Here is a 24,894-nt window from a genome sequence, read left to right as displayed (position 1 = left end):
CGAGGCGTCTGGTAGGGATGGAGCTGTGAGCAGCGAGAACGAGCGGTCCGACGAGGCGGGGGCGCCGGAACAGCTTGCGCTGATCCGGGAGGCGGTCCGCCGGGCCGACGTGCCGCGCGCCAAGCCGCGCACCTGGCGCGGTGCCGCCCTCGCCAAGGAGCTGCCCGTCGCCCGCGTCCTCGTCAACAAGGGCGCGCTCCATCTCGACCAGTACTTCGACTACGCCGTCCCCGAGGAGCTGGACGCCGACGCGCAGCCCGGGGTGCGCGTCCGGGTCCGCTTCGGCGCCGGGGGCCGCAATGTGCGCGGCGGGCGGCGCGAGGGCGGCGGGCTCGTGGACGGCTTCCTCATCGAGCGGCTGGCCGCGTCCGACTACAACGGGGCACTCGCCGCGCTCGCCTCCGTCGTCTCGCCCGAGCCGGTCCTCGGCCCCGGCCTCCTCGCCCTCGCCCGCGCCGTCGCCGACCGGTACGCGGGCAGCCTCGCCGACGTCCTCCAGCTCGCCGTCCCCCCGCGCAACGCGCAGGCCGAGGCGAAGCCGTCGCCCGCGCCCCTGCCCGCCCCCGCGCCTCCCGCCCCCGGGAGCTGGGAGCGGTACGCGCAGGGGCCCGCGTTCCTCTCCGCGCTGGCCGGCGGGGGCGCCCCCCGGGCCGTGTGGACCGCGCTGCCCGGACCGCACTGGCCCGCCGAGATCGCCACGGCCGTCGCCGCGACCCTGTCCTCCGGGCGCGGCGCCCTCGTCGTCGTCCCCGACGGGCGGACCGCCGCCCGGGTCGACGCCGCGCTCACCGCCCTGCTCGGCGAGGGGCGGCACGCGCTGCTCACCGCCGGTTCCGGGCCCGGGAAGCGGTACCGGGAATGGCTCGCCGTGCGACGCGGCTCCGTCCGGGCGGTGGTGGGGACCAGGGCGGCGATGTTCGCGCCCGTCGCCGACCTCGGGCTCGTCGTCGTCTGGGACGACGGTGACTCCAGCCACAGCGACGACCGCGCCCCCTTCCCGCATGTCCGCGAGGTCCTGGAGCTGCGGGCCACGCACGGCCGGTGCGCCTTTCTGCTCGGCTCCGTCAGCTGCACGGTGGAGGCCGCGCAGCTCGTGGAGAGCGGGTGGGCGCTGCCGCTGCGTGCCGACCGGGAGCAGGTGCGGGTGGCGGCGCCCGTCATCCGCACCGTGGGCGACGGCGAGCTCGCGCGGGACGGGGCCGCCCGGGCCGCCCGGCTGCCCAGCCTCGCCTGGCAGACCGTCCGGGACGGGCTGCGCACCGGTCCGGTGCTGGTCCAGGTGCCCCGGCGGGGTTACGCCCCCCGGCTCGCCTGCGAGCGCTGCCGGGAGCCCGCCCGGTGCCGGCAGTGCGCGGGGCCGCTGGAGGCGCCGGACCAGCAGGACCTGAACTGCGCGTGGTGCGGGCGGGCCGAGACGTCCTGGCACTGCGTGGCCTGCGGGGGGCGGCGGTTGCGCGCCCAGATCGTGGGGGCCCGGCGCACGGCGGAGGAGCTGGGCCGGGCGTTCCCGGCGGTGCCGGTACGGACGTCCGGGCGCGACCATGTCCTCGACTCGGTGCCGGACCAGCCCGCGCTGGTCGTCAGCACGCCGGGCGCCGAGCCGGTCGCCGAGGGGGGCGGGTACGCGGCGGCGCTCCTGCTCGACGGCTGGGCGATGGTCGGCCGGCCCGACCTGCGCGCCGGTGAGGAGGCGCTGCGCCGGTGGACGTCCGCCGCCGCGCTGGTACGGGGGCGGCCGGAGGGCGGCACGGTGGTGGTCGTCGCCGAGCCGACGCTGCGGCCCGTGCAGGCGCTGGTCCGCTGGGACCCGGTCGGGCACGCCCGGCGGGAGCTGGCGGAGCGGGCCGAGCTGGGCTTTCCGCCGGTGTCCCGGATGGCGTCGGTGACGGGGGAGCCGGAGGCGCTGGCCGCGTTCTTCGCGGGGGCGCGGTTGCCCGGGGACGCGGAGGTGCTGGGGCCCGTGCCGGTGCCGGCCGCGGAGCCGGGGCGGCCCCGGCGGGCGTTCGAGGCGCCGGCGGGGGAGGTCTGGGAGCGGGCGCTGGTGCGGGTGCCGCCCGGGAGTGGGGCGGCGTTGGCTGCGGCGTTGCGCGCTGCGCGCGTGGCGCGCGGTGGGGGTGGGGGGGCGGTGCGGGTGCGGGTGGATCCGGTGGACATCGGCTGAGGTGTTTGTCCTCAAGCGCCGGAAGGGCTTGATTCTGCGGGCGGGCTTGGTGCGTGAACGGGCCGCCCCTCGCGTGTGCGACGGGGCGGCCCGGCTCAGCCCCGGGTCAACCGTTGCGGGGGCCCGGGAAGGGGTTGGGGCGGTCTGTGGGGGGTTGGGGGGCTCGGGCTGCGGGGACCGTGGGGCCGCGTTGGGGGATGACCTCCGCGGACTCGGGTGCCGTGGGCTGCGGGGTCGTGCGCCGTGAGCCGTAACGGCGGTGGACGGCCTGCTTGGTGACCCCGAGCGCGGAGCCCACCGCGTCCCAGGAGAAGCCCAGCGAGCGGTCGAAGTCCACGGCCGCCGTGACCAGCGTCTCGACGCTGTCCCGCAGTTCCTGGGCCAGTCTGACCGTCGGGGCCGGGGCCCTGCCGTAGACGACGAAGCCTGCGGACGGGCCGGAGCGGCGCGGACGGTAGACGTTGCCCAGCTGTGCGGTGAGCGTGCGCAGTGCGTCCACCTGCCGCCGGACCCGCTCGATGTCCCGCACCAGCAGGTGCAGGCTGGCCCGCGCTTGGGCGTCGTGGGTTGCGTGGTCGGCCATGAAGAAGCCTCTCGAACCGGCGTTGAAAGGGATCGGGCCGCACCAGGGCGGCTCGCTTCGGTCAATCTCTCTTGACCAACGCCGCACCGGGGGATCTGGTCACGCTCGGGGGGCGTATGCGCACCTGCGAGGGGCGCGCGACTGTGCGTACGCCCCCCGGCCCGCCGCCCCATAGACTTGTGCGTTGCTCGTCACCGTAACGTTTCGGCCTGAGAGTCCGGCCTGAGAGGCAGTCAGCCACCCATGAAGCTCGTCTTCGCAGGCACCCCCGAGGTAGCCGTTCCCGCACTCGACGCCCTGATCGCCTCCGGCCGGCACGAGGTGGCCGCCGTCGTGACCCGGCCCGACGCGCCCGCGGGGCGTGGCCGGCGGCTGGTGGCCAGCCCGGTCGCCGAGCGCGCAGAGGAGGCCGGGATCGAGGTGCTGAAGCCCGCCAGGCCCCGGGACGAGGACTTCCTCGCGCGGCTGCGGGAGATCGCGCCGGACTGCTGCCCGGTCGTCGCGTACGGCGCGCTGCTGCCCAAGGCGGCGCTCGACATCCCGGCGAGGGGCTGGGTCAACCTGCACTTCTCGCTGCTGCCCGCCTGGCGCGGCGCGGCTCCCGTGCAGCACGCGGTGATGTCCGGCGACGAGGTCACCGGGGCGTCCACCTTCCTGATCGAGGAGGGGCTGGACTCCGGGCCGGTCTACGGCGTCCTGACCGAGGAGGTCCGCCCGACCGACACCAGCGGCGATCTGCTGACCCGGCTGGCGTTCGCCGGGTCCGGGCTGCTGGCCGCCACCATGGACGGCATCGAGGACGGCACCCTGCACGCCGTCCCGCAGCCCGCCGAGGGGGTCACCCTCGCGCCGAAGATCACCGTCGAGGACGCCCAGGTCCAGTGGTCCGCGCCCGCCCTCCGCGTCGACCGCGTCATCCGCGCCTGCACCCCCGCCCCCGGCGCCTGGACGCTGTTCCGGGGCGAGCGCCTGAAGCTCGTCCAGGCCACCCCCGCCGTGGACCGGTCCGAGCTGGCGCCCGGTGAGCTGTCGGTCGGTAAGAACAACGTGTTCGTCGGCACCGGGTCGCACGCGGTCGAGCTGCTGTGGGTGCAGCCGCAGGGCAAGAAGCCGATGCGCGCCGCCGACTGGGCGCGCGGGGTCCGCATCGCCGCCGGCGAGCTGGTCGGGAGCTGAGACCCGCGGGGCGGCACGTAGGCTGGGAGGGTTCGTCCTCTCACCTCCAGCGGAGCACCTTTCACGTGAACGACCAGCCGCGTCGCCGTCCCGCCAAGCCGCACCGCCGTCCCCAGAAGGACCCGGTCCGCTTCCTCGCCTTCGAGGTCCTGCGGGCCGTGGACGAGCGCGACGCGTACGCGAACCTCGTCCTGCCCCCGCTGCTGAAGAAGGCCCGGGCCAAGGGCGACTTCGACCACCGCGACGCCGCCCTTGCGACCGAGCTGGTCTACGGGACGCTGCGCCGCCAGGGGACGTACGACGCGATCGTCGCCGCCTGCATCGACCGGCCGCTGCGCGAGGTGGACCCGCCGGTCCTGGACGTGCTGAACATGGGCGTGCACCAGCTCCTCGGCACCCGTATCCCGACCCACGCGGCCGTCTCCGCGAGCGTGGAGCTGGCCCGGGTGGTGCTGGGGGAGGGGCGCGCCAAGTTCGTCAACGCCGTCCTGCGCAAAGTGTCCGCCGACGACCTCGACGGCTGGGTCGCGAAGGTGGCCCCCTCCTACGAGGACGACGCCGAGGACCACCTCGCGGTCGTCCACTCGCACCCGCGCTGGGTCGTCTCCGCGCTCTGGGACGCGCTCGGCGGCGGCCGCGCCGGGATCGAGGACCTGCTCGACGCCGACAACGAGCGCCCCGAGGTCACCCTCGTCGCCCGCCCCGGCCGCTCCACCACGGACGAGCTCATCGAGGAGCTGGGCGAGGACAACTCGCTCCCGGGCCGCTGGTCGCCCTACGCCGTGCGGATGGCCGAGGGAGGCGAGCCCGGCGCCCTGACCGCCGTGCGCGAGAGCCGGGCCGGGGTCCAGGACGAGGGCAGTCAGCTCGTCGCCGCCGCCCTGGCGGCCGCCCCGCTGGAGGGCAGCGACGCCCGCTGGCTCGACGGCTGCGCGGGCCCCGGCGGAAAGGCCGCCCTGCTGGCCGCCCTCGCCGCCGACCGCGGCGCCGCCCTGCTGGCCGCCGAGAAGCAGCCGCACCGCGCCCGCCTCGTGGAACGCGCGCTGGCCGGCAACCCCGGCCCGTACCAGGTGATCACCGCCGACGGCACCCGCCCGCCCTGGCGCCCCGGCAGCTTCGACCGGGTCCTGATGGACGTGCCGTGCTCCGGGCTCGGCGCGCTCCGCCGCCGCCCCGAGGCCCGCTGGCGCCGCCGCCCGGAGGACCTGGAGGGCTTCGCGCCCCTCCAGCGCGGGCTGCTGCGCGAGGCGCTGAAGGCCGTACGCGTCGGCGGTGTCGTCGGGTACGCGACCTGCTCGCCGCACCTCGCGGAGACCCGGGTCGTCGTGGAGGACGTGCTCAAGGGGCGCGGCGGGGCGCCCGTCGAGGCGGAGTGGATCGACGCCCGTCCGCTGCTGCCGGGCGTGCCCGCGCTGGGCGACGGACCCGACGTCCAGCTCTGGCCGCATCTGCACGGCACCGACGCGATGTATCTGGCGCTGCTCCGCCGTACCGCCTGACCGCGTGCCCCTCACCGGGGCGAAACGCCGGGAATGCGCGAACCGTAATGATCCCGTGAGCCTTTGGAGCGCACCGAGGCCGGGAAGTGACGCAGAACATGGCAGGCTTGGCCCATGGCCCAGATCAACCCGAGTATTCTCTCCGCCGATTTCGCGCGCCTCGCCGATGAGGCCAAGGCCGTCGAAGGTGCCGACTGGCTCCATGTCGATGTCATGGACAACCACTTCGTGCCCAATCTGACCCTCGGGGTTCCGATCGTGGAATCGCTCAGCAGGGCCACGGACACGCCGCTGGACTGCCATCTGATGATCGAGGACGCGGACCGCTGGGCACCGCAGTACGTCGAGGCGGGGGCCGGGTCGGTCACTTTCCACGTCGAGGCCGCCGCCGCCCCCGTGCGGCTGGCCCGCGAGATCCGCGCCAAGGGCGCCCGCGCCTCCATGGCGCTCAAGCCGGCGACGCCCATCGAGCCGTACGAGGACCTGCTCCCCGAGCTCGACATGCTGCTGATCATGACCGTGGAGCCGGGCTTCGGCGGCCAGGCGTTCCTGGACATCATGCTGCCGAAGATCCGCCGCACCCGTGAGCTGATCTCCAAGCACGGGCTCGATCTGTGGCTCCAGGTCGACGGAGGCGTCTCCGAGTCCACCATCGAGCGGTGTGCCGAGGCCGGCGCCGACGTCTTCGTCGCCGGTTCGGCGGTGTACGGGGCGGGCGACCCGGCCGCCGCGGTGCGGGCCCTGCGCGCCAAGGCCGACGGAGCGATCGGCGCGGCCGGCTGGGCCTGCGCGCACTGAGTCCGGGGCGGCCGGAGCGGGCGAGCGGCGCTCCGGCCAAGGGCAGATGAACGGGGTCCGACGGGACCGGTCAGGGATCGCCGTATCTGACAGGATGAACGGCGTATCAAGAGCGTGAACAGCAGTGAGGAGAACGCGGTGTCTGCAATGTCGGCGGGCCGGTCCGCCCTGCGGATGGGGCCCGCGGAGCTGGTGCAGGCGGCGGCCATGGCCCGCCGCTTCTACCTCGAGGGCAAGTCCAAGATTCAGATCGCCGAGGAGTTCGGCGTCAGCCGCTTCAAGGTCGCCCGGGTGCTGGAGACCGCCCTGGAGCGCGACCTCGTACGCATCGAGATCCGGGTCCCGGCCGAGCTGGACGCCGAGCGCTCCGACGCGCTCCGGGCCCGCTACGGGCTGCGCCACGCGGTCGTCGTGGAGTCCCCGGCGGAGGAGCAGGACGACGCGGCGGACCCGGAGAACCTGGGCGAGGTCGCGGCCGACCTCCTCGGCGAACTGGTGAACGAGGGCGATGTGCTCGGGCTCGCCTGGGGCCGCTCCACCATCCACATGGCCGCCGCCCTCGACCGGCTGCCCCCGTGCACGGTCGTGCAGCTCACCGGGGTGTACGACGCGGGCACCGCCGAGCGCGGTTCGGTGGAGGCCGTGCGGCGCGCCGCCCAGGTCTCCGGGGGCGAGGCGCACCCGATCTACGCGCCGATGCTGCTGCCCGACCCGGCGACGGCCGCCGCGCTGCGCCACCAGACGGGGATCGCCCGGGCCTTCGAGTACTTCGACAAGGTGACGGTCGCGGCCGTCTCCATCGGTTCCTGGGAGCCGGGCATCTCGACCGTGCACGACATGCTCTCCGACGAGGAGCGCCGGCACTACGCCTCGCTCGGCGTCGCCGCCGAGATGTCGGCCCACCTCTTCGACGCGGAGGGCCGCCGGGTCGGCCGGGACCTCGGCGAGCGGTGCATCACCGTCGAGGCGGACCGGCTGCGCCGGATCCCCGAGGTGGTGGCCATCGCGGGCGGGCAGCGCAAGGCCGCGGCGATCGGCGCGGTGCTGCGGTCCGGCCTGGTCACCAGCCTGGTGACGGACACGGCCGCCGCCGACTACCTCCTCACCGAGTCCGCCGCCCCGCGCCGCCCGGCCCTGGAGCGCGCGGACCCGGACGGCGACTGACACGGACGGGCACACGGTTACACGGGAGAGGGGCGAGCGGTCCGTGACCGCTCGCCCCTCTCCCGTGTTTCCGGTGCTCAGTCCTGGGAGACGCCCAGGACCGTGGACTCCAGATACTGCTCCGGCTGCTCGTACTGGCTGACGTCGGCCGGGTTGTAGCGGGGCGTCTGCCGGGACCAGTCGAGATTGCCGCGCATCCAGCTGCGCATGCCGTCGAGATACGGCTCCAGCATCGGAGTCAGCTGCGGATACGCCTCCAGCAGCTCGGTCTCGGCCGTCAGGAAGCGCTCCGTCTCGACGGCGATCTCCGCGCAGACGTGCTCCAGCGCCTCCTGCTTGCCGTAGCCGCGGTGGTGGCGGACCAGGTGGACGAGGTTGTGGATCTCGCCGAGCACCTGCTCCTTCTCGTACGAATACACGTCATTGGCCCAGCAGACGTGGTTGCAGGACGCTTCGAGCGCGGTGATGAACCGGGGGTCGTTGTGGATCGAGGAGGGTGCCTCGATGCCCGCGACGATCTCTATCAGGTCCATGCAGACGATGATCGCGCCGGTGTGGCGGCGCTTCTCTATGTACAGCTCCTCCGACGGCACCACGCCCGCCGCCCGGTTCCCGGCTTCCCAGGTGGTGGCGGTGGTGAGGTACTTCTTCAGGTGCCAGGCGAACCTGCGCCGCCAGTGCACCGCCGCGGTCGGCGTCGTACGTTGCCACAGGTCGATGAGGGCCACCACGGCGGCGGGCAGCTCCTCGTTCTCCAGCACACCGGTGCGGGTGCCCTCGACCACGGCCAGCATCAGGGCGACGACGTCCCGCACCCGCTCCGGGCTCCGGCCGAGATGGCCGTCGTCCAGCTGGTCGTCCACGAGGAAGAGCCAGACGAACCAGTCGGCGACCAGGTCCAGATTCTCACTGTCGGCGGTCGGGTAGACCATGCCGACGAACGCGCCGAAGTCCGCCTGCTCGAAGCGCTCTCTGGCTGAATCCCGGTGCACCAGACCGGTGTTGCGGGTCCAGGTGTCCAGATGCTCCCGTACGTGGCCGACGTGCGGGTTCGTCCGCTGGGGGAACGGGCAGTAGATGTCCGGCAGTTCGTTCTCCACGGGCGGGTCGTGATCCTCTCCGGTCGTACGGGTGACGGAAGTTGAGCACGATCCGTCCGTTCCTCCGGGGCGTTGTGGTGACCCACGGGACCTGCGGGTTTGAAGCTACCTGACCCCCTGTCACCAGGTCCAGGGCAGATGATCGGGAATGGTTGAAAGCTGTTCGGGTAAGGTCCGGGGGTAAGGCAGGTGGCACTTGCCCGGGACTCCCGCAGCGGTTCTTTCGTAGGAACATACGAGCGTGGGAGTCATTTGCTGTGTCTTCGTGGAAGCGACCTGCGCCATTTCGTATGAAAAAATGAGTGTTATGCGTTTTCTTGAGCCCGGCACCGGTCGCTATACAGAGTCCCCCTCGGTTCCGTACGACCTCACGTACGACGACGTCTTCATGGTCCCGGGCCGGTCGGCGGTCGGATCGCGCCAGGGTGTCGACCTGTCCTCGCCCGACGGCAGCGGCACCACCATCCCCCTCGTCGTCGCGAACATGACCGCGATCGCGGGCCGCCGGATGGCCGAGACCATCGCCCGCCGCGGCGGCCTCGTCGTCATCCCGCAGGACATCCCGATCGAGGTCGTCACCGAGGTCGTCGCCTGGGTGAAGACGCGCCACCTGGTGCTCGACACGCCCATCGAGCTGTCGCCCGGCCAGACCGTCGCGGACGCGCTGTCCCTGCTGCACAAGCGCGCGCACGGCGCCGGGGTCGTCGTGGACGCCGAACGCCGGCCCGTCGGCGTGGTCACCGACCACGACCTGTCCGGTGTGGACCGCTTCACCCAGCTCTCCGAGGTCATGTCCAAGGACCTGGTCGTCCTGGACGCGGACATCGACCCGCGCGACGCCTTCAACAAGCTGGACGGCGCCAACCGCAAGCTCGCCCCCGCCGTCGACGCGGACGGGCGCCTCGTCGGCATCCTCACCCGCAAGGGCGCCCTGCGCGCCACGCTCTACACCCCGGCCACCGACGCGGACGGCAAGCTGCGGATCGCCGCCGCCGTCGGCATCAACGGCGACGTGGCCGGCAAGGCGAAGCAGCTCCTCGACGCGGGTGTGGACACCCTCGTCGTGGACACCGCGCACGGTCACCAGGAGTCCATGATCAGCGCGGTGCGCGCGGTCCGGGCGCTGGACCCGCAGGTGCCGATCGTGGCGGGCAACATCGTCGCGGCCGAGGGCGTGCGCGACCTCATCGAGGCCGGCGCGGACATCATCAAGGTCGGCGTCGGACCCGGCGCCATGTGCACCACCCGCATGATGACCGGCGTGGGCCGCCCCCAGTTCTCGGCCGTGCTGGAGTGCGCCGCCGAGGCGAAGAAGTACGGCAAGCACGTCTGGGCCGACGGCGGGGTCCGCCACCCGCGCGACGTCGCCATGGCGCTCGCCGCGGGTGCGTCCAACGTGATGATCGGCTCCTGGTTCGCCGGGACCTACGAGTCCCCGGGCGACCTCCAGCAGAGTGCCGACGGCCGCTTCTACAAGGAGTCCTTCGGCATGGCGTCCGCGCGCGCCGTGAAGAACCGGACCTCCGACGAGTCCGCGTACGACCGCGCCCGCAAGGCGCTCTTCGAGGAGGGCATCTCCACCTCGCGGATGTTCCTGGACCCGGCGCGCCCCGGCGTCGAGGACCTGATCGACTCGATCATCGCGGGCGTCCGCTCCTCCTGCACGTACGCGGGCGCGGCCTCCCTCGCGGAGTTCGCCGAGAAGGCCGTCGTCGGGGTGCAGAGCGCCGCCGGCTACGCGGAGGGCAAGCCGCTGCACGCCAGCTGGAGCTAGGGCCCGTCCGGCCCGGATGCGCCGGGCCGGGTGTGCGCCGTGGTCTACTGCCGGGGGGTGGCATCTGCCGCTCCCCGGCACAGTCATGCCCGGCTCCGGCCGGGCCACCGCAGAGAAGTGACCCGTACGACGTGCGACTGAACGACCTCGACGAACGCATCGTCCACGCCCTGGCCGAGGACGCCCGCCGCTCCTACGCCGACATCGGCTCGATCATCGGCCTGTCCGCGCCCGCCGTGAAACGCCGGGTCGACCGGCTGCGCGCCGAGGGGGCCATCACCGGGTTCACCGTGCGCGTTGACCCGGCGGCGCTCGGCTGGGAGACCGAGGGGTACATCGAGATCTACTGCAGCCGCAACACGTCCCCGGAGTCCATCAAGCAGGGGCTCGCCCGCTATCCCGAGGTCGCCTCCGCGTCCACGGTCACCGGCGACGCGGATGCGCTGGTGCAGGTCTTCGCGGCGGACATGCGGCACTTTGAGCAGGTGCTCGAGCGGATTGCGGGGGAGCCGTACGTCGAACGGACGAAATCCGTGCTGGTGCTTTCGCCGTTGCTGCGGCGGTATTCGTCCGGGTCCCCGGGGTAGCGGCCCTCCGCTGGGTGGGCCGGGTCCTCCGGCGAGGGTTCCGTCCTCAAACGCCGGACGGGCCGAGGTGGGCGCGACGGGCGGGGGTGGCCGCGGCGGGCCGGGATGTCGCTGGTGTCGCGCAATAAATCTTCGCGTCCCGTGCGATCCGCGCAACGGATCGGTCGTCGGTGCGCAACGGTCGCGGCTTGTCCGTGCCGAACGGCTGAACGTACCGTTTCTACGTCCCCGCCCCGCCCGTATCGTCCGAGGTCAGCCATGCCGCCGTTGCGCACCGCCCTGCTCCAGAGCTCCGGGCGTCCCGGCTCGGTCGCCGGGTCCGTCGAGCTGCTGGCGGACGCCGCGCGCCGCGCCGCCGCCACCGGGGCCCGGCTCCTGGTCTGCCCCGAGCTGTACCTCACCGGGTACGCCATCGGCGACGACGTCCCCCGGCTGGCCGAGGCCGCCGACGGGCCCGCCGCCCGCGCCGTCGCCGAGATCGCCGTGCGGCACGGGATCGCCGTCCACTACGGCTACCCGGAGCGCGAGGGCGACACCCTGTACAACTCCGCGCAGCTCATCGGCCCCGACGGCATCACGCTCGCGAACTACCGCAAGACCCACCTCTTCGGGGACTTCGAGCAGCGCTGGTTCACCCCCGGCGGACAGCCCGTGGTCCAGGCCGAGCTGGACGGGGTCCGCATCGGCCTGCTGACCTGCTACGACGTCGAGTTCCCGGAGAACGTACGGGCGCACGCCCTGGCCGGTACCGATCTCCTGCTGGTCCCGACCGCGCTGATGCACCCCTTCTCGTTCGTCGCCGAATCCCTCGTCCCGGTCCGCGCCTTCGAGAGCCAGCTGTACCTCGCGTACGTCAACCGGACCGGCCCGGAAGGCGAGTTCGACTTCACCGGGCTGAGCTGCCTGGCCGGTCCGGACGGCACGGTCCGTGCCCGCGCGGGGCGCGGCGAGGAACTGGTCACCGGCGACGTCGACCTCGCCCTGCTGGCCGCCTCCCGCGCCGCCAACCCGTATCTGCGCGACCGCCGCCCCGGCCTGTACGGCTCCCTCGTCTGAGCCGGCCCGCCCCCCTTCACGTCTTCGCCCGTCCCGCAAGGAGCCCGTACCCCATGACCGCCGTGCCCCCCGCCGTCCAGCACACCGAGGAAGCGGCCCCGCCGATCACGATGTTCGGGCCGGACTTCCCGTACGCGTACGACGACTTCCTCGCCCACCCGGCGGGCCTCGGCCAGATACCGGCGACCGAGCACGGCACCGAGGTGGCCGTCATCGGCGGCGGGCTCTCCGGCATCATCACCGCGTACGAACTGATGAAGATGGGCCTCAAGCCGGTCGTCTACGAGGCCGACCGCATCGGCGGACGGCTGCGCACCGTCGAGTTCGAGGGCTGCGCCACCGACGGCGAACCGCTCACCGCCGAGATGGGCGCGATGCGCTTCCCGCCTTCTTCGACCGCCCTCCAGCACTACATCGACCTCGTCGGCCTGGAGACGAAGGCGTTCCCCAACCCGCTCTGCCCGGCCACCCCTTCGACCGTGGTCGACCTCAAGGGCGAGTCGCACTACGCCACGACCATCGATGAACTCCCGCAGGTCTACCGCGATGTGATGGACGCCTGGAACCGCTGTCTGGAGGAGGGCGCCGACTTCTCCGACATGAACCGGGCGATGCGCGAGCGCGACGTGCCCCGGATCAGGGAGATCTGGTCCCGGCTGGTCGAGAAGCTGGACAACCAGACCTTCTACGGCTTCCTCTGCGACTCCGACGCCTTCAAGTCCTTCCGGCACCGCGAGATCTTCGGCCAGGTCGGCTTCGGCACCGGCGGCTGGGACACCGACTTCCCCAACTCCATCCTGGAGATCCTGCGCGTCGTCTACACCGAGGCGGACGACCACCACCGCTCCATCGTCGGCGGCAGCCAGCAGCTCCCGCTGCGCCTGTGGGAACGCGAGCCGCAGAAGATCACGCACTGGCCGCTCGGCACCTCGCTGGCCTCGCTGCACGGCGGCGAGCCGCGCGGGGCCGTCACCCGGCTGAACCGTACGGCCGGCAACCGGATCACCGTGACCGACGCCTCCGGCGACATCCGCACCTTCCGGGCGGCCGTCTTCACCGGGCAGTCCTGGCTGCTGCTCTCCAAGATCGCCTGCGACGACGCGCTCTTCCCGATCGACCACTGGACGGCGATGGAGCGCACCCACTACATGGAGTCGTCCAAGCTGTTCGTGCCCGTGGACCGGCCGTTCTGGCTGGACAAGGACGAGACCACCGGCCGCGACACGATGTCGATGACGCTGACCGACCGGATGACCCGGGGCACGTACCTGCTGGACGACGGGCCGGACCGGCCGGCGAGCATCTGCCTCTCGTACACCTGGTGCGACGACAGCCTGAAGTGGCTGCCGCTCTCGGCGACCGAGCGGATGGACGTCATGCTGAAGTCCCTCGGCGAGATCTACCCGAACGTCGACATCCGCAGCCACATCACCGGCAACCCGGTCACCGTCTCCTGGGAGAACGAGCCCTGGTTCATGGGCGCGTTCAAGGCCAACCTGCCCGGCCACTACCGCTACCAGCGCCGCCTGTTCACCCACTTCATGCAGGACCGGCTGCCCGCCGACAAGCGGGGCCTGTTCCTGGCCGGTGACGACATCTCCTGGACCGCCGGGTGGGCCGAGGGGGCCGTGCAGACCGCGCTGAACGCCGTGTGGGGCGTGATGACCCACTTCGGCGGAGCGACCGACGCGACCAACCCCGGCCCCGGCGACCGCTTCGACGAGCTGGCCCCGGTGGAACTCCCGGAGGACTGAGGCCGTCGGGGCCCCGGTCAGGATTCCTTGGCCGGGGACTCCTCGTCGTACGCCGAGGTGCCCGAGTCGAGCAGCGGCTCCTGGGTCTTGAGGTGCGCCGGGGCGAAGGCGCGCAGCACGTGGTAGCCGGTGATCACGACGATGGTGCCGAGGGCGATCCCGCTCAGCTCGAAGTTGTCCGTGATCTTCAGGCTGACCCCGCCGACGCCGATGATGATGCCCGCCGCGGCCGGCACCAGGTTCAGCGGATTGCGCAGGTCCACCTTGGCGTTCAGCCAGATCTGGGCGCCGAGCAGGCCGATCATGCCGTACAGGATGACGGTGATGCCGCCGAGCACCCCGCCCGGGATCGCCGCCACGATCGCCCCGAACTTCGGGCAGAGGCCGAAGAGCAGGGCGAAGCAGGCGGCGGCCCAGTAGGCGGCGGTGGAGTACACCCGGGTCGCGGCCATCACGCCGATGTTCTCGGAGTACGTGGTGTTCGGCGGGCCGCCCACCGCCGTGGACAGCATCGAGGCGGCGCCGTCCGCCGCGATGGCCGTGCCCAGCTTGCCGTCCAGCGAGCGGCCGGTCATCTCGCCGACCGCCTTCACGTGTCCGGCGTTCTCCGCGATCAGGGCGATGACCACGGGCAGGGCGACCAGGATCGCCGACCACTCGAAGCTCGGCGCGTGGAAGGAGGGCAGCCCGATCCAGTCGGCCTTCCCGACGCCCGACAGGTCCAGCCGCCAGTGGTCCACCGACTCGGCGCCCCCGGCGGGGGAGTGGATCTTGCCGAAGACCAGGTCGAGCAGCCAGGACAGGACGTAACCGAAGACCAGCCCCAGGAAGATCGCGATCCGTGAGAAGAAGCCGCGCAGGCACACCACGGCCAGACCGGTGAACAGCATCACCAGGAGGGCCGTCCACTGGTCCTGCGGCCAGTACGTCGACGCCGTGACCGGCGCCAGGTTGAACCCGATGAGCATGACCACCGCGCCCGTCACCACCGGCGGCATCGCCGCGTGGATGATCCGCGCGCCGAACCGCTGCACCGCGAGACCGGCGAGGAAGAGCACCACGCCGACCACGAAGACCGCGCCGGTCACCACCGCGCTGTCGCCGCCGCTCGCCCGGATCGTCGCGGCGACCCCGACGAACGAGAGCGAACAGCCCAGATAGCTCGGCACCTGGCCGCGTGTGGCCAGCAGGAAGATGGCCGTCGCGACACCCGACATCATGATCGCGAGGTTCGGGTCGAGGCCCATCAGGACCGGCGACACGAACGAGGCGCCGAACATGGCGACCACGTGCTGCGCGCCGAGCCCGAAGGTGCGGGGCCAGGAGAGCCGCTCGTCGGGGCGGACCACCGCTCCCGGTGCGGGCGTCTTCCCGTCGCCGTGCAAGGTCCAGCGCACGCCGAGGCCCATGGTTGCTCCCTGTGTGTAGGTGCGTGAGCCCGTGCCGGCCGGGCATGGCGCTCATCGCGGAAAAGATCAGCGCCATGGTAGTGGTGCCCGGCCCGCGCGCCCCGGCCGGACCCACCCGTTCCGGTTTCCCGTTGTCGCGGGCCCTGGGAGGGGTCAGGCGCCGGGCTTCGCCGCAGCGTCCCGGACCGCCGCACCCTGCGACGCCGGCTTGCGGTCACCGGCCCGCAGCACCCCGGCCCCCAGGACCAGGCCGAACGCCAGCACCGACACCAGGCCGAACGACACGACCAGCGAGGTCGCCTCGGCCAGCGAACCGATCGCCGACGGGGCGATGAGGCCCGAGGTGTACGTGATCGTCGCGACGCCCGCGATGGCCTGGGCCGGCTTGGGCCCGCTGCGCCCGGCCGCCGCGAAGGCGAGCGGGACCACCACGGCGATGCCGAGCCCCATCAGCCCGAAGCCGCACATCGCGAGGGCCACGTGCGGGGCGGTGACCACCAGGACCCCGCCCAGCGTCGCCAGGACGCCCCCGGCCCGTACGGTGCGCACCGCGCCGAAGCGGTCGACCACCCGGTCCCCGGCGATCCGCGCGACCGCCATTGTCAGCGCGAACGCGGTGGTGGCCACGGCCGCGAGACCGGCCGAGCTGTCCAGCGTGTCGCGGAGGTAGACCGCCGACCAGTCGAGACTGGCCCCCTCGGCGAAGACCGCGCAGAAGCCCACCGCACCGATGATCAGGGCCGACTTCGGAGGCAGCGCGAAACGCGGCGGCGGCTCCTCGTCCGGCTCGCTGCGCAGGTCGAACACCCACTGACAGGCGGTCAGGCCGAGCAGGGTAAGCACCACGGCGGCTATCACGTGGTGCAGCCGGGCGTCCGTGCCCGAGTGGGCGGCCACCGTGCCCGCTGCCGAGCCCAGCAGGGCGCCCACGCTCCACATGCCGTGCAGCCCGGACATGATCGACTTGTCGAGGCGGTTCTCCACCTCGACCCCGAGCGCGTTCATCGCCACGTCGGACATGCCGGACGAGGCCCCGTACACGAACAGCGCCGCGCAGAGCGTGAGCAGGTTGGGCGCCAGGGCGGGCAGGATCAGCGCCAGCGTCCACAGCGACAGCAGCCCGCGCAGGGCGGTCCGCGCGCCGAAGCGGTGGCTCACCGCGCCGGCCAGCGGCATCGCGACCGAGGCACCGATCGCGGGGAAGGCCAGCGCGAGGCCCAGCTGGCCCGCGCTCACGCCCGCGTGGTCCTGGATCCAGGGGACCCGGGTGGCGAAACTGCCGGTCACCGCCCCGTGCACGGTGAAGACCGCCGCGATGGCGTACCTGGCCCGCCGCACCTCCTTGGTGCCGAAGACCGTAGCCGTGGATGTGGTTGTCATACCGCCGTGCCCTCCCCTGAAGTCCTGTGCCACGATGCGGGCGATAAACTATCAGGAACCCTGCCTGATAAATAGACCGCCCGTACGACTCCGGTCCGGCGGTGATCTGGAAGGATTCCGGCATGCCCGCATCACCGAGCACCGCCCGGGCCATCAACGACCGGCTCGCCCTGCGGCTCCTTCAGCAGGACGGCCCCCTGACGGCCACACAGCTGAAGACCCTGACCGGGCTCTCCCGGCCCACCGTCGCGGACCTGGTCGACCGCCTCCAGGGCGCGGGCCTCATCCATGTCGTCGGCGAGACCGGGGCCGACCGCCGGGGGCCCAACGCCCGGCTCTACGGCATCGTCGCGGACCGCGCTCTGCTGGCCGGGCTCGACGTGCGCACCGACAGCGTCGCCGTCGTCATCGCCGATCTGCTGGGCGCGACGCTGGCCGAGGCGACGCTGCCGGTCGGCGAGACGGAGGGCGACGACGCCGTGGAGCGGGCCGTCGCGCTGCTCGCGGCCACCGTCCGCAACGCGGGAAGCGCACCCCTGCACAGCGTCGGCATCGGCGCGCCCGGACTGATCGACCCGGTCACGGGCGAACTGCGGGACAGCAGCGGGCTGCCGGCCTGGCACCGCAGCCTGGTCCGGGCGCTCCAGGAGCGGCTGCCGGCGACGGTGCTGGTCGAGAACGAGACGAACCTCGCCGCCATCGCCGAGCACCGCGTCGGCGCGGCCCGCGACCACGACACGTTCGTCCTGCTCTGGCTGGGCCACGGGGTGGGGGCGGCGGTCATGCTCGACGGGAAGGTGCGCCGGGGGGCCTCCGGCGGCGCGGGCGAGCTCGGCTTCCTGCCGGTCCCCGGCACGGCGGGCACGCCCTCGGCCGTCAACTGCGACGGGGGCTTCCACTCACTGGTCGGCTCGGCGCCGCTCTGCGAACTGGCCGCGCGGTACGGGATCGCCGTGACGCAGAAGGGTCAGGAGCCCGGTGCGGCGGCGGCCGTCCGGGCGGCGCTCGCGGGGGAGGGCGACAGCGAGGGCTTCCTCGGCGCCCTGGCCGACCGGATCGCGGTGGGCGCCGCGGCGGTGGCCTCGGTCCTCGACCCCGGGCTCGTCCTGCTCTCCGGCGAGGTGGGCCACGCGGGGGGCGGCGCGCTGGCCGCCCGGGTGTCGGAGCGCCTGGAGTCGATGTCCCCCCTGCGGACGGAGGCCCGGGCGGGGCTGCTGGGCGGCACGGCGGTCCGCCGGGGGGCGCTGCTCGCGGCGCGCGATGCGGCGCAGGAGGCGATCTTCGCGCCGCGGTCAAGCCCGTCCGGCGTGTGAGGACGGAACCGGTTCGCCGGACGGGCTTGACGGGCGGGGTTCAGCAGGCGCCGAGGTCCTGCCAGACGCCCCATTCACCGGTGGAGCCGGGCTTCTCGCCCTTCGTCCACCACTTCGCCTTCCACTGGTGGCCGTCCTGGCTCACCGTCGTACCGGCGCCGTACTCCGCGCTCGCGCTCCACGCCGCCGCCGCGCAGGTGCCGCCCGACGGGTCGGGGCTCGGGCCGGTGGAGCCGGACGGGTCGGGCGTCGGGGTCGAGCCCGTGCCCGGCTGGACCACGGTCGTGCCCCGGGCCAGGTCCGCCGCCAGCGCGTAGGACTTCCCGCCGAAGGTCACCGTCCAGTTGGACGGCGTGGACGTCGGCAGGTAGTACACGAAGTCGACCTGGACCGACGCGCCGGGCGCCAGGCTCTGCCAGGACGGCAGCTTCAGCGAGACGCGGTTGTAGTCGCCCTTCAGCCCGCCGACGTTGTTCGCGGCGGTGTGGTCGCTGCGCACGATCGTCGTGCCGAAGCCCGACTGGTCCTTGGCGTTGGCGGGCGCCGAGGTGGAGTAGTCGAACTGGAACTCCGTACCGCCGGGCAGCGTCGCCTCGGTGTTGTTGGTGATCGTCAGCTTGGGGCTGATCGGGTAGTTGGAGTCGCCCAGCGGGAACTGGCCGAACGACACGTCGATGTCCAGCGCCTGGGTGGGCAGGTCGATCGTGGAGCGCTTCGCCCCGTACGGCGCCGCCGTCTTGAAGGTGTCGTACATGGTCGAGGTGAGCGTGGAGCCGGGCTCGTACTGCCCCTTGGCCGCGTTCCAGCCGTAGTCCCCGGCCAGCTCCCAGATCATCGTGCCGCCGATGCCCTTGTCGGCCACGTAGTCCGCCTTGGCCTGCACGGACTGCTCGTCCTCGGTGGAGAGGAAGACCTTCTTGTCGGCGTTCCACAGCCACGGCGCGACGAGCGTCGAGTCGTAGTTGCGGACATAGGCGCCGGTCAGCTTCGTGTCCGCGGGGAACCCGTAGTCCGTGACGTAGTCGCCGACGATGCCCTTCTCCAGGTTCTTCGCGTGCCACATCGGGTTGGACCCGGCCGGCGCCTCCTTGCCGTTGGTGTCCAGGTCGTGCCAGAGGTTGTCGATGCCGACGGCACCGTCACCGCACTTGGTCAGCCCCGCACCGGCCGGGCAGTCGGCCGAAGCCGCCTTGCCCCACAGGCCGTTGGTGCCGCCCTGCACGTTCTTGAAGCCGCGGGTGTAGTACGGCAGGCCGATGTTGATACGGCCGGACGGCATCGAACCGCGGAAGTAGTGGTACGCCCAGTCCGTGTTGAGGTAGCCGGTGCCGCCGTACTGCGAGGTCGAGTAGACGCTCGCCTGGGCGAGCTCCGCGTCCTTGCCGTCGTCGTAGAGCGCGGCGTTGGGGCCGACGTACTCGTTCCAGGCGCCGTGCAGGTCGTACGACATGATGTTGACGTAGTCCAGGTACTTCTGGACCTGGAACGTCTCCATGCCGCGCAGCAGGTAGCCCGACGAGGGGGCGGCGACGCTGAGCAGGTAGTGGTGACCGTCGGCGGCGGAGGCCCGGTCCAGCCTCTCGCGCAGGGTCTTCATCAGCGCGGCGTAGCCCTTGACCAGACCGGCGCGGCGGGCGTTGGACAGCGTCCAGTCCAGCGGGTTGCCCGCGTCCTTCATGGTCGTCGGGTACTCGTAGTCGATGTCGACGCCGTTGAAGCCGTACTTCCGGATGAAGTCGACCGCCGAGTCGGCGAAGGTGTTGATCCCGGCCTGGTTGACCGAGCCGTCGGCGTTGGTGGCCATGGAGTAGAAGCCGCCCGAGTTGACCCGCTCGCCGTCGTCGCCGAAGTAGCCGCCGGTCTCGGCCCAGCCGCCGACGGAGACCATCGTCTTCACGTTCGGGTACTGCTTCTTGAACTTGCTGAGCAGGTTGAAATGGCCCTTGTAGGGGAGGCCCGGGTCCATCTCGGCGCCCTTGACGCCCGGCCAGGTCATCCCGGTGGAGGCGTTTTCCGGCCCATCCGCGCCCACCGAGAGCTTGTTGGCCCCGTCGACGTGGGCGAAGGCGTAGTTGAGGTGGGTGACCTTGTCCCAGGGGATGTCGGAGGCCAGGTAGGCGGGCTTGCCGTCCTTGCCGGTCCGCCAGTTGGTGAAGTAGCCGATGACGCGCCGGGGGTGGTCGGCGCCCATCTTCTCGCGGCCCTCGGAGTCGTACACGGAGCAGTAGGGGACGGAGACGCCCGGCGTCTCGTAGAGCCCGTCGGGGCGACAGGACTCCTGGTCGGCGGCCTGTGAGGGCGTCGCGGCGAGCGAGCCGATCAGCAGCGCGGCGATGCCTGCGCCGGCGGCGAGGAGCGTGGCTCTCGCACGGGTGGGGGACAGCACGTTCGGTTCCTCCTGGGGAGGTCGGCAGAACACAACTGAACAAGGGGGGGTGGGTCGTGCCTGGTCCCGGGCGTGCGCACGCCGCGGAACCGCTCCTCGGAGGTGACGCAGAGATTAAGAGGACTAGACCAGTGCGTCAATAGGTCTGGACCAATCGCGATACATTCCTGTACGGATGTCCGAAAGAGTTCTTGTCACGTGCTGTCTGTGAGCCACTCCACAGCGTTCACCCGGTTGGCCCCTGCCGGGTCGTGGCACACTGATCGTGTACCAGCAGCAGCGCACTCCGGGGTCGGTGCAATTCCGAACCGGCGGTTACAGTCCGCGACCCGTCCGCATCCAGCGGCCGGTTGACCAGGTGAAATTCCTGGACCGACGGTTAAAGTCCGGATGGGAGGCAGTGCGCGGCGGGCCGTTTCGCGGGTACGCCGCCGTCGGCGGAGGTTCCGGATCACCGGATTCCTCCGTGTTTTCCGGCTTGAGGCGTCCCTGTCGTGCGTTCCGCTTCTTCTGTCGTCATCGACAGGCCCCGGAGTCCGTGCCCGAAGAGGCAGGAGGACCCGGTGGACACCGCAGCCGACATCACCGCCATGCGCCGAGCCATCACGCTCGCCGCCCGCGGCCTCGGCTCCACCAGCCCCAACCCGGTCGTGGGATGCGTCGTCCTCGACGCCGCCGGCGCGACCGCGGGCGAGGGCTTCCACCAGCGCGCCGGAGGCCCGCACGCCGAGATCCACGCCCTGCGCGCGGCCGGCGACCGGGCCCGGGGCGGCACCGCCTACGTCACCCTCGAACCGTGTAACCACACCGGCCGCACCGGCCCCTGCGCCCAGGCGCTCATCGAGGCCGGGATCGCCCGTGTCGTGTACGCGGTCGGCGACCCGAACCCGCAGGCCACCGGCGGCGCCGACACCCTCCGCGCCGCCGGAGTCCGGGCCGAGGCGGGCCTCCTCGCCGACGAGGCCGAGGCGGGCAACGCGGCCTGGCTCACCTCCGTCCGCCGCGGCCGCCCGCACGTCACCTGGAAGTACGCGGCGAGCCTGGACGGCCGGGTCGCCGCCGCCGACGGCACCAGCCGCTGGATCAGCTCCGCCGAGTCCCGCGCCGACGTGCACCGGCTGCGCGCCGAGGCCGACGCGGTCCTCGTCGGCTCCGGCACCGCCCGCGCCGACGACCCCCAGCTCGGGGCGCGCGGCGTCGAGGGCGCGGTCCAGCCCCTGCGCGTCGTCATGGACACCCGCGCCACCGCCGTACGGCCCGGCGCCCGGGTCCTCGACGCCACCGCGCCCACCCTGGTCGCGGTCGCCGAGGACGCGGAGACCGGCCACCTGCCCGACGAGGTGGTCCTGCGCCTGCCCCGCGCGGCCCAGGGGCCCGGACTCGACCCGGCCGCCCTGCTCGCCGCCCTCCACGAGCGCGGCGTCCGCTCCGTACTCCTCGAAGGCGGCCCGGTCCTGGCCGGTGCCTTCGTCGCCGCGGGACTCGTCGACAAGGTCGTCGGCTATCTCGCCCCCGTCCTCATCGGCGCGGGCCCCGCCGCCCTCGCCGACGCCGGAATCTCCACGCTCACCGAGGCGTTGCGCCTCGACGTGACGGAGACCGTCCGCATCGGCCCCGATCTGCGCGTCACCGCCGTCCCCGGCCCCGCCCGGAAGGAGAACTGAATGTTCACCGGAATCGTCGAAGAACTGGGCGAGGTCACCGCCGTCGAGCAACTGGACGACGCCTCCCGCTTCCGCCTGCGCGGACCCGTCGTCACCGAGGGCGCCAAGCACGGGGACTCCATCGCCGTGAACGGCGTCTGCCTGACCGTCGTGGACCTCGGCGAGCACGAGTTCACCGCCGACGTGATGGCCGAGACGCTGAACCGCTCCAGCCTCGGCGCCCTGACGACCGGCTCCCGCGTCAACCTCGAACGCCCCATGGCGCTCGGCGGGCGGCTCGGCGGCCACATCGTCCAGGGCCACGTCGACGGCACCGGCCGCATCCTGGAGCGCCGGCCCTCCGAGAACTGGGAGATCGTCAAGATCTCGCTCCCGGCCGCCCTCACCCGGTACGTGGTGGAGAAGGGCTCGATCACCGTCGACGGCGTCAGCCTGACCGTGGTGGACGCCGCACCCGACTACTTCACCATCAGCCTCATCCCCACCACCCTGGCGCTGACCACCCTCGGCATCAAGGGCCCCGGCGACCCGGTCAACCTCGAAGTGGACGTCATCGCGAAGTACGTCGAGCGGCTGCTCGGCCACGAGGCGCCGGAGACCGGGGAGGACGCGAAGTGAGCGCCCTGCACTGGCTGAACTCCGAGGCGTTCACCGTCCTCGACCAGCACATCATCTGGTCCGACATGATCGGCAACACCGTCGGCCTGATCGCCCTCGCGCTCGGCTGGCTGCGCTCGATCTGGACCTGGCCCGCCCAGCTCCTGTCCGGCGTCGTACTGGTCGCCGCCAACGTCTCCGTCCAGCAGGCGGGCAGCGTCGGCAAGCAGGTCATCGTCATCGCGGTCGCCGTCTGGGGCTGGCAGCAGTGGACCCGGGGCCGTCAGCAGGCCCAGGACGGTTCCATAGCGGTCCGGTTCGCCACCTGGCGCGAACGCGGCTACCTGGTCGGCGGCGCGGCCCTCGGCACCCTCGCGGTCGGCGGCCTGTTCACCGCCTTCCCCTCGCTCTCCTGGAGCCCCTGGGCGGACGCCTACATCTTCGCGGGCACGCTCGTCGCGATGCTCGCCCAGGCGCGCGGCATGGTCGAGTTCTGGTTCGCCTGGCTCCTGGTCGACCTCGTCGGCGTCCCGCTGAACTTCCACAGCGGGCTCGCCTTCTCCGGTCTCATCTACGTCGTCTACGGCGCCCTCGTCCTGTGGGGCATGCGCGACTGGTGGCTGCGTACGCGGACACCCGCTCTGGAAGGAGCCACGGCATGACTGCCCAGCCCACCTGGTTGCACCGGGAGTACGAAGTGCCCGTCGAGGACCTGGCCCTGGACCCCGTCGAGCAGGCGATCCGCGACATCGCGGCCGGCCGGCCCGTCGTGGTCGTGGACGACGAGGACCGCGAGAACGAGGGCGACCTCGTCATCGCCGCCGAGAAGGCCACGCCCGAGATCGTCGCCTTCATGATGAGCGAGTGCCGCGGACTGATCTGCGCGCCCATGGAGAGCGACGAGCTGGAACGGCTCGAACTGCCCCAGATGGTGGACCACAACACCGAGTCGATGAAGACCGCCTTCACCGTCTCCGTCGACGCCACGGCCGCCCACGGCGTGTCCACCGGCATCTCCGCCGCCGACCGCGCCGCCACGCTCCGGCTGCTCGCCGACGGGGTGGCCGGCCCCGGCGACTTCGTCCGCCCCGGCCACGTCTTCCCGCTGCGCGCCCGCTCCGGCGGGGTCCTCGTGCGCAACGGCCACACCGAGGCCGCCGTCGACCTGGCCCGGCTCGCCGGACTCCGGCCCGCCGGGGCGATCGTCGAGATCGCCGGCGAGGACGGCGTGATGCTGCGGCTGCCCCAGCTGGTGCCGTTCGCCCGCAAGCACGGCCTCACGATCATCTCCATCGAGGACCTGATCGCGTACCGCCGCAGCAACGAGCCCACCGTCCGCCGCGAGGCCGAGGTCCGGCTCCCCACCCGCTTCGGCGCGTTCACCGCGTACGGCTACCGCTCCACCGTGGACGGCGTCGAACACGTCGCGCTGGTCCACGGCGACATCGGGGACGGCGAGGACGTCCTGGTCCGGGTCCACTCCGAGTGCCTGACCGGTGACATCTTCGCCTCCGAGCGCTGCGACTGCGGCCCCCAGCTGCACGCCTCCATGGAGCGGATCACGGACGAGGGACGCGGTGTCGTCGTCTATCTCCGCGGCCACGAGGGCCGGGGCATCGGCCTGCTCTCCAAGCTCCGCGCGTACGAGCTCCAGGAGCGCGGCGTCGACACGCTCGACGCCAACCTGGAGCTCGGCCTGCCCGCCGACGCCCGGGACTACGCGGCGGGCGCCCAGATCCTCGCGGACCTCGGCGTGCGCAGCCTGCGCCTGATGACGAACAACCCGGACAAGACCGCCGCGCTCACCCGGCACGGCCTGACCGTCACCGGGCGCGAGCCGATGCCCGTCCAGGCCGGCGAGCACAACCTGCGGTACCTGCGCACCAAGCGCGACCGCATGGGACACGACCTGCCCTGGCTCGACGCGGTCCCCGCGTCCGCCTGCGGCAACCAGTAGCACACCCGTACAGAGAACCCAGGAGAGACATGAGCGGCAAGGGCGCACCCGAACTGTCCGTACGCAACTGCGGTGACCTGCGTGTGGCGGTCGTCGCCGCGCAGTGGCACGAGAAGGTCATGGACGGCCTGGTCGACGGCGCCCTGCGCGCCCTGCACGAGCTGGGCATCGACGAGCCCACCCTGCTGCGGGTCCCGGGCAGCTTCGAGCTCCCCGTCGTGGCGAAGGTGCTGGCCGGGCGCGGGTACGACGCGATCGTCGCCCTCGGCGTGATCATCCGCGGCGGCACCCCGCACTTCGAATACGTGTCCCACGGCGTCACCAACGGCCTGACCCAGGTCGCCGTGGACACCGGCGTCCCGGTCGGCTTCGGCGTACTCACGTGCGACACCGAGGAGCAGGCACTCGACCGCGCGGGCATCGAAGGGTCCAACGAGGACAAGGGGCACGAAGCGGTCACCGCCGCGGTCGCCACCGCCGCCACACTGCGCTCGGTCAGCGAACCCTGGCGCTGAGTGCGGGCGCGGCACCCCGTA

20 protein-coding genes and 1 riboswitch are annotated in these 24,894 nt (G+C 72.5%); of the genes, 15 read left to right on the top strand and 5 right to left on the bottom strand.

From position 1 onward, the window contains the following. The first annotated feature begins 25 nt into the window (after positions 1-25). Positions 26-2,161 (top strand): primosomal protein N', encoded by a 2,136-nt coding sequence (locus OHS17_RS05305; RefSeq protein WP_330311256.1) that lies wholly within the window; start codon positions 26-28, stop codon positions 2,159-2,161. 106 nt (positions 2,162-2,267) lie between these two features. Here the strand turns inward: OHS17_RS05305 and OHS17_RS05300 are convergent, their stop codons facing one another. Continuing rightward, a complete protein-coding gene (locus OHS17_RS05300) occupies positions 2,268-2,744 on the bottom strand; it encodes a hypothetical protein (protein WP_161211039.1) in 477 nt (158 codons plus the stop codon). Between the two features lie 243 nt (positions 2,745-2,987). On the opposite strand from OHS17_RS05300, the gene fmt reads away from it, so the two are divergent. From fmt to OHS17_RS05280, 4 genes are all read left to right on the top strand, one after another. Then, a complete protein-coding gene (gene fmt / locus OHS17_RS05295; protein WP_330311255.1) occupies positions 2,988-3,920 on the top strand; it encodes a methionyl-tRNA formyltransferase in 933 nt (310 codons plus the stop codon). Between the two features lie 65 nt (positions 3,921-3,985). Beyond that, complete coding sequence (locus tag OHS17_RS05290; RefSeq protein ID WP_330311254.1) at positions 3,986-5,419, top strand: RsmB/NOP family class I SAM-dependent RNA methyltransferase; 1,434 nt, start codon at positions 3,986-3,988, stop codon at positions 5,417-5,419. 114 nt (positions 5,420-5,533) lie between these two features. Beyond that, positions 5,534-6,217, top strand: a complete 684-nt coding sequence (gene rpe, locus OHS17_RS05285) for a ribulose-phosphate 3-epimerase (protein ID WP_330311253.1) — start codon at positions 5,534-5,536, stop codon at positions 6,215-6,217. 147 nt (positions 6,218-6,364) lie between these two features. Further along, positions 6,365-7,381, top strand: a complete 1,017-nt coding sequence (locus OHS17_RS05280; RefSeq protein ID WP_018103922.1) for a sugar-binding transcriptional regulator — start codon at positions 6,365-6,367, stop codon at positions 7,379-7,381. Between the two features lie 77 nt (positions 7,382-7,458). Here OHS17_RS05280 and OHS17_RS05275 read toward each other — a convergent pair whose 3' ends face one another. Next, positions 7,459-8,481, bottom strand: coding sequence for a terpene synthase family protein (locus tag OHS17_RS05275; RefSeq protein ID WP_330311252.1), 1,023 nt, complete (start codon positions 8,479-8,481; stop codon positions 7,459-7,461). A 307-nt stretch (positions 8,482-8,788) separates the two neighbouring features. On the opposite strand from OHS17_RS05275, the gene OHS17_RS05270 reads away from it, so the two are divergent. From OHS17_RS05270 to OHS17_RS05255, 4 genes are all read left to right on the top strand, one after another. Then, positions 8,789-10,255 carry a GuaB1 family IMP dehydrogenase-related protein gene (locus OHS17_RS05270; RefSeq protein ID WP_018103924.1) on the top strand — a complete coding sequence of 489 codons (1,467 nt, stop codon included), beginning with the start codon at positions 8,789-8,791 and terminating at the stop codon, positions 10,253-10,255. Positions 10,256-10,386: 131 nt separating this feature from the next. After that, the gene (locus OHS17_RS05265; RefSeq protein WP_018103925.1) at positions 10,387-10,842 is read left to right on the top strand and encodes an Lrp/AsnC family transcriptional regulator; all 456 of its coding nucleotides are present in this window, start codon (positions 10,387-10,389) and stop codon (positions 10,840-10,842) included. Between the two features lie 258 nt (positions 10,843-11,100). Continuing rightward, complete coding sequence (locus OHS17_RS05260) at positions 11,101-11,898, top strand: carbon-nitrogen hydrolase family protein (RefSeq protein ID WP_018103926.1); 798 nt, start codon at positions 11,101-11,103, stop codon at positions 11,896-11,898. A 53-nt stretch (positions 11,899-11,951) separates the two neighbouring features. Beyond that, entirely contained in the window at positions 11,952-13,652 is a 1,701-nt protein-coding gene (locus tag OHS17_RS05255; RefSeq protein ID WP_330311251.1) for a flavin monoamine oxidase family protein, read from the top strand. Positions 13,653-13,669: 17 nt separating this feature from the next. On the opposite strand, the gene OHS17_RS05250 is transcribed toward OHS17_RS05255, so the two are convergent. Then, a complete protein-coding gene (locus OHS17_RS05250; protein WP_330311250.1) occupies positions 13,670-15,061 on the bottom strand; it encodes a uracil-xanthine permease family protein in 1,392 nt (463 codons plus the stop codon). Between the two features lie 153 nt (positions 15,062-15,214). Continuing rightward, a complete protein-coding gene (locus tag OHS17_RS05245) occupies positions 15,215-16,441 on the bottom strand; it encodes an MFS transporter (RefSeq protein ID WP_330311249.1) in 1,227 nt (408 codons plus the stop codon). 122 nt (positions 16,442-16,563) lie between these two features. On the opposite strand from OHS17_RS05245, the gene OHS17_RS05240 reads away from it, so the two are divergent. Continuing rightward, positions 16,564-17,754, top strand: a complete 1,191-nt coding sequence (locus OHS17_RS05240; RefSeq protein WP_330311248.1) for an ROK family transcriptional regulator — start codon at positions 16,564-16,566, stop codon at positions 17,752-17,754. A 40-nt stretch (positions 17,755-17,794) separates the two neighbouring features. Here the strand turns inward: OHS17_RS05240 and OHS17_RS05235 are convergent, their stop codons facing one another. Continuing rightward, the gene (locus tag OHS17_RS05235; protein ID WP_330311247.1) at positions 17,795-20,140 is read right to left on the bottom strand and encodes a chitinase C-terminal domain-containing protein; all 2,346 of its coding nucleotides are present in this window, start codon (positions 20,138-20,140) and stop codon (positions 17,795-17,797) included. A gap of 277 nt (positions 20,141-20,417) precedes the next feature. Beyond that, positions 20,418-20,548, top strand: a riboswitch (FMN riboswitch). A 155-nt stretch (positions 20,549-20,703) separates the two neighbouring features. Between OHS17_RS05235 and ribD the strand changes: the two genes are divergently transcribed. From ribD to ribH, 5 genes are read left to right on the top strand one after another with little or no spacing between them, the layout of a single operon-like run. Further along, positions 20,704-21,804: a bifunctional diaminohydroxyphosphoribosylaminopyrimidine deaminase/5-amino-6-(5-phosphoribosylamino)uracil reductase RibD gene (ribD, locus tag OHS17_RS05230; protein ID WP_330311246.1), complete on the top strand. Its 1,101-nt coding sequence runs from the start codon at positions 20,704-20,706 to the stop codon at positions 21,802-21,804. Continuing rightward, positions 21,805-22,422, top strand: coding sequence for a riboflavin synthase (locus tag OHS17_RS05225; RefSeq protein WP_161212274.1), 618 nt, complete (start codon positions 21,805-21,807; stop codon positions 22,420-22,422). Continuing rightward, positions 22,419-23,063, top strand: coding sequence for a nicotinamide mononucleotide transporter family protein (locus OHS17_RS05220; protein ID WP_018103934.1), 645 nt, complete (start codon positions 22,419-22,421; stop codon positions 23,061-23,063). Before OHS17_RS05225 ends, OHS17_RS05220 begins: the two co-directional genes overlap by 4 nt. Then, a complete protein-coding gene (locus OHS17_RS05215; RefSeq protein WP_330311245.1) occupies positions 23,060-24,358 on the top strand; it encodes a bifunctional 3,4-dihydroxy-2-butanone-4-phosphate synthase/GTP cyclohydrolase II in 1,299 nt (432 codons plus the stop codon). The genes OHS17_RS05220 and OHS17_RS05215 overlap by 4 nt, the downstream gene beginning before the upstream one ends. A 29-nt stretch (positions 24,359-24,387) precedes the next feature. Further along, positions 24,388-24,873, top strand: a complete 486-nt coding sequence (ribH, locus tag OHS17_RS05210; RefSeq protein WP_018524272.1) for a 6,7-dimethyl-8-ribityllumazine synthase — start codon at positions 24,388-24,390, stop codon at positions 24,871-24,873. Positions 24,874-24,894 lie beyond the last annotated feature (21 nt).

The sequence above is a fragment of the Streptomyces sp. NBC_00523 genome, assembly GCF_036346615.1.
In the GTDB taxonomy this organism is placed as follows: Bacteria; Actinomycetota; Actinomycetes; order Streptomycetales; family Streptomycetaceae; genus Streptomyces.
Note: the sequence above shows the minus strand (reverse complement) of the source record. Positions and strands in the feature narration are given on the sequence as shown.

Coding starts and splice junctions, on each gene's coding strand:
- OHS17_RS05300 (WP_161211039.1), bottom strand. CDS start 2,744: ATGGCCGACCACGCAACCCACGACGCCCAAGCGCGGGCCAGCCTGCAC.
- fmt (WP_330311255.1), top strand. CDS start 2,988: ATGAAGCTCGTCTTCGCAGGCACCCCCGAGGTAGCCGTTCCCGCACTC.
- rpe (WP_330311253.1), top strand. CDS start 5,534: ATGGCCCAGATCAACCCGAGTATTCTCTCCGCCGATTTCGCGCGCCTC.
- OHS17_RS05280 (WP_018103922.1), top strand. CDS start 6,365: ATGTCGGCGGGCCGGTCCGCCCTGCGGATGGGGCCCGCGGAGCTGGTG.
- OHS17_RS05270 (WP_018103924.1), top strand. CDS start 8,789: ATGCGTTTTCTTGAGCCCGGCACCGGTCGCTATACAGAGTCCCCCTCG.
- OHS17_RS05260 (WP_018103926.1), top strand. CDS start 11,101: ATGCCGCCGTTGCGCACCGCCCTGCTCCAGAGCTCCGGGCGTCCCGGC.
- OHS17_RS05255 (WP_330311251.1), top strand. CDS start 11,952: ATGACCGCCGTGCCCCCCGCCGTCCAGCACACCGAGGAAGCGGCCCCG.
- OHS17_RS05250 (WP_330311250.1), bottom strand. CDS start 15,061: ATGGGCCTCGGCGTGCGCTGGACCTTGCACGGCGACGGGAAGACGCCC.
- OHS17_RS05245 (WP_330311249.1), bottom strand. CDS start 16,441: ATGACAACCACATCCACGGCTACGGTCTTCGGCACCAAGGAGGTGCGG.
- OHS17_RS05240 (WP_330311248.1), top strand. CDS start 16,564: ATGCCCGCATCACCGAGCACCGCCCGGGCCATCAACGACCGGCTCGCC.
- OHS17_RS05225 (WP_161212274.1), top strand. CDS start 21,805: ATGTTCACCGGAATCGTCGAAGAACTGGGCGAGGTCACCGCCGTCGAG.
- OHS17_RS05215 (WP_330311245.1), top strand. CDS start 23,060: ATGACTGCCCAGCCCACCTGGTTGCACCGGGAGTACGAAGTGCCCGTC.
- ribH (WP_018524272.1), top strand. CDS start 24,388: ATGAGCGGCAAGGGCGCACCCGAACTGTCCGTACGCAACTGCGGTGAC.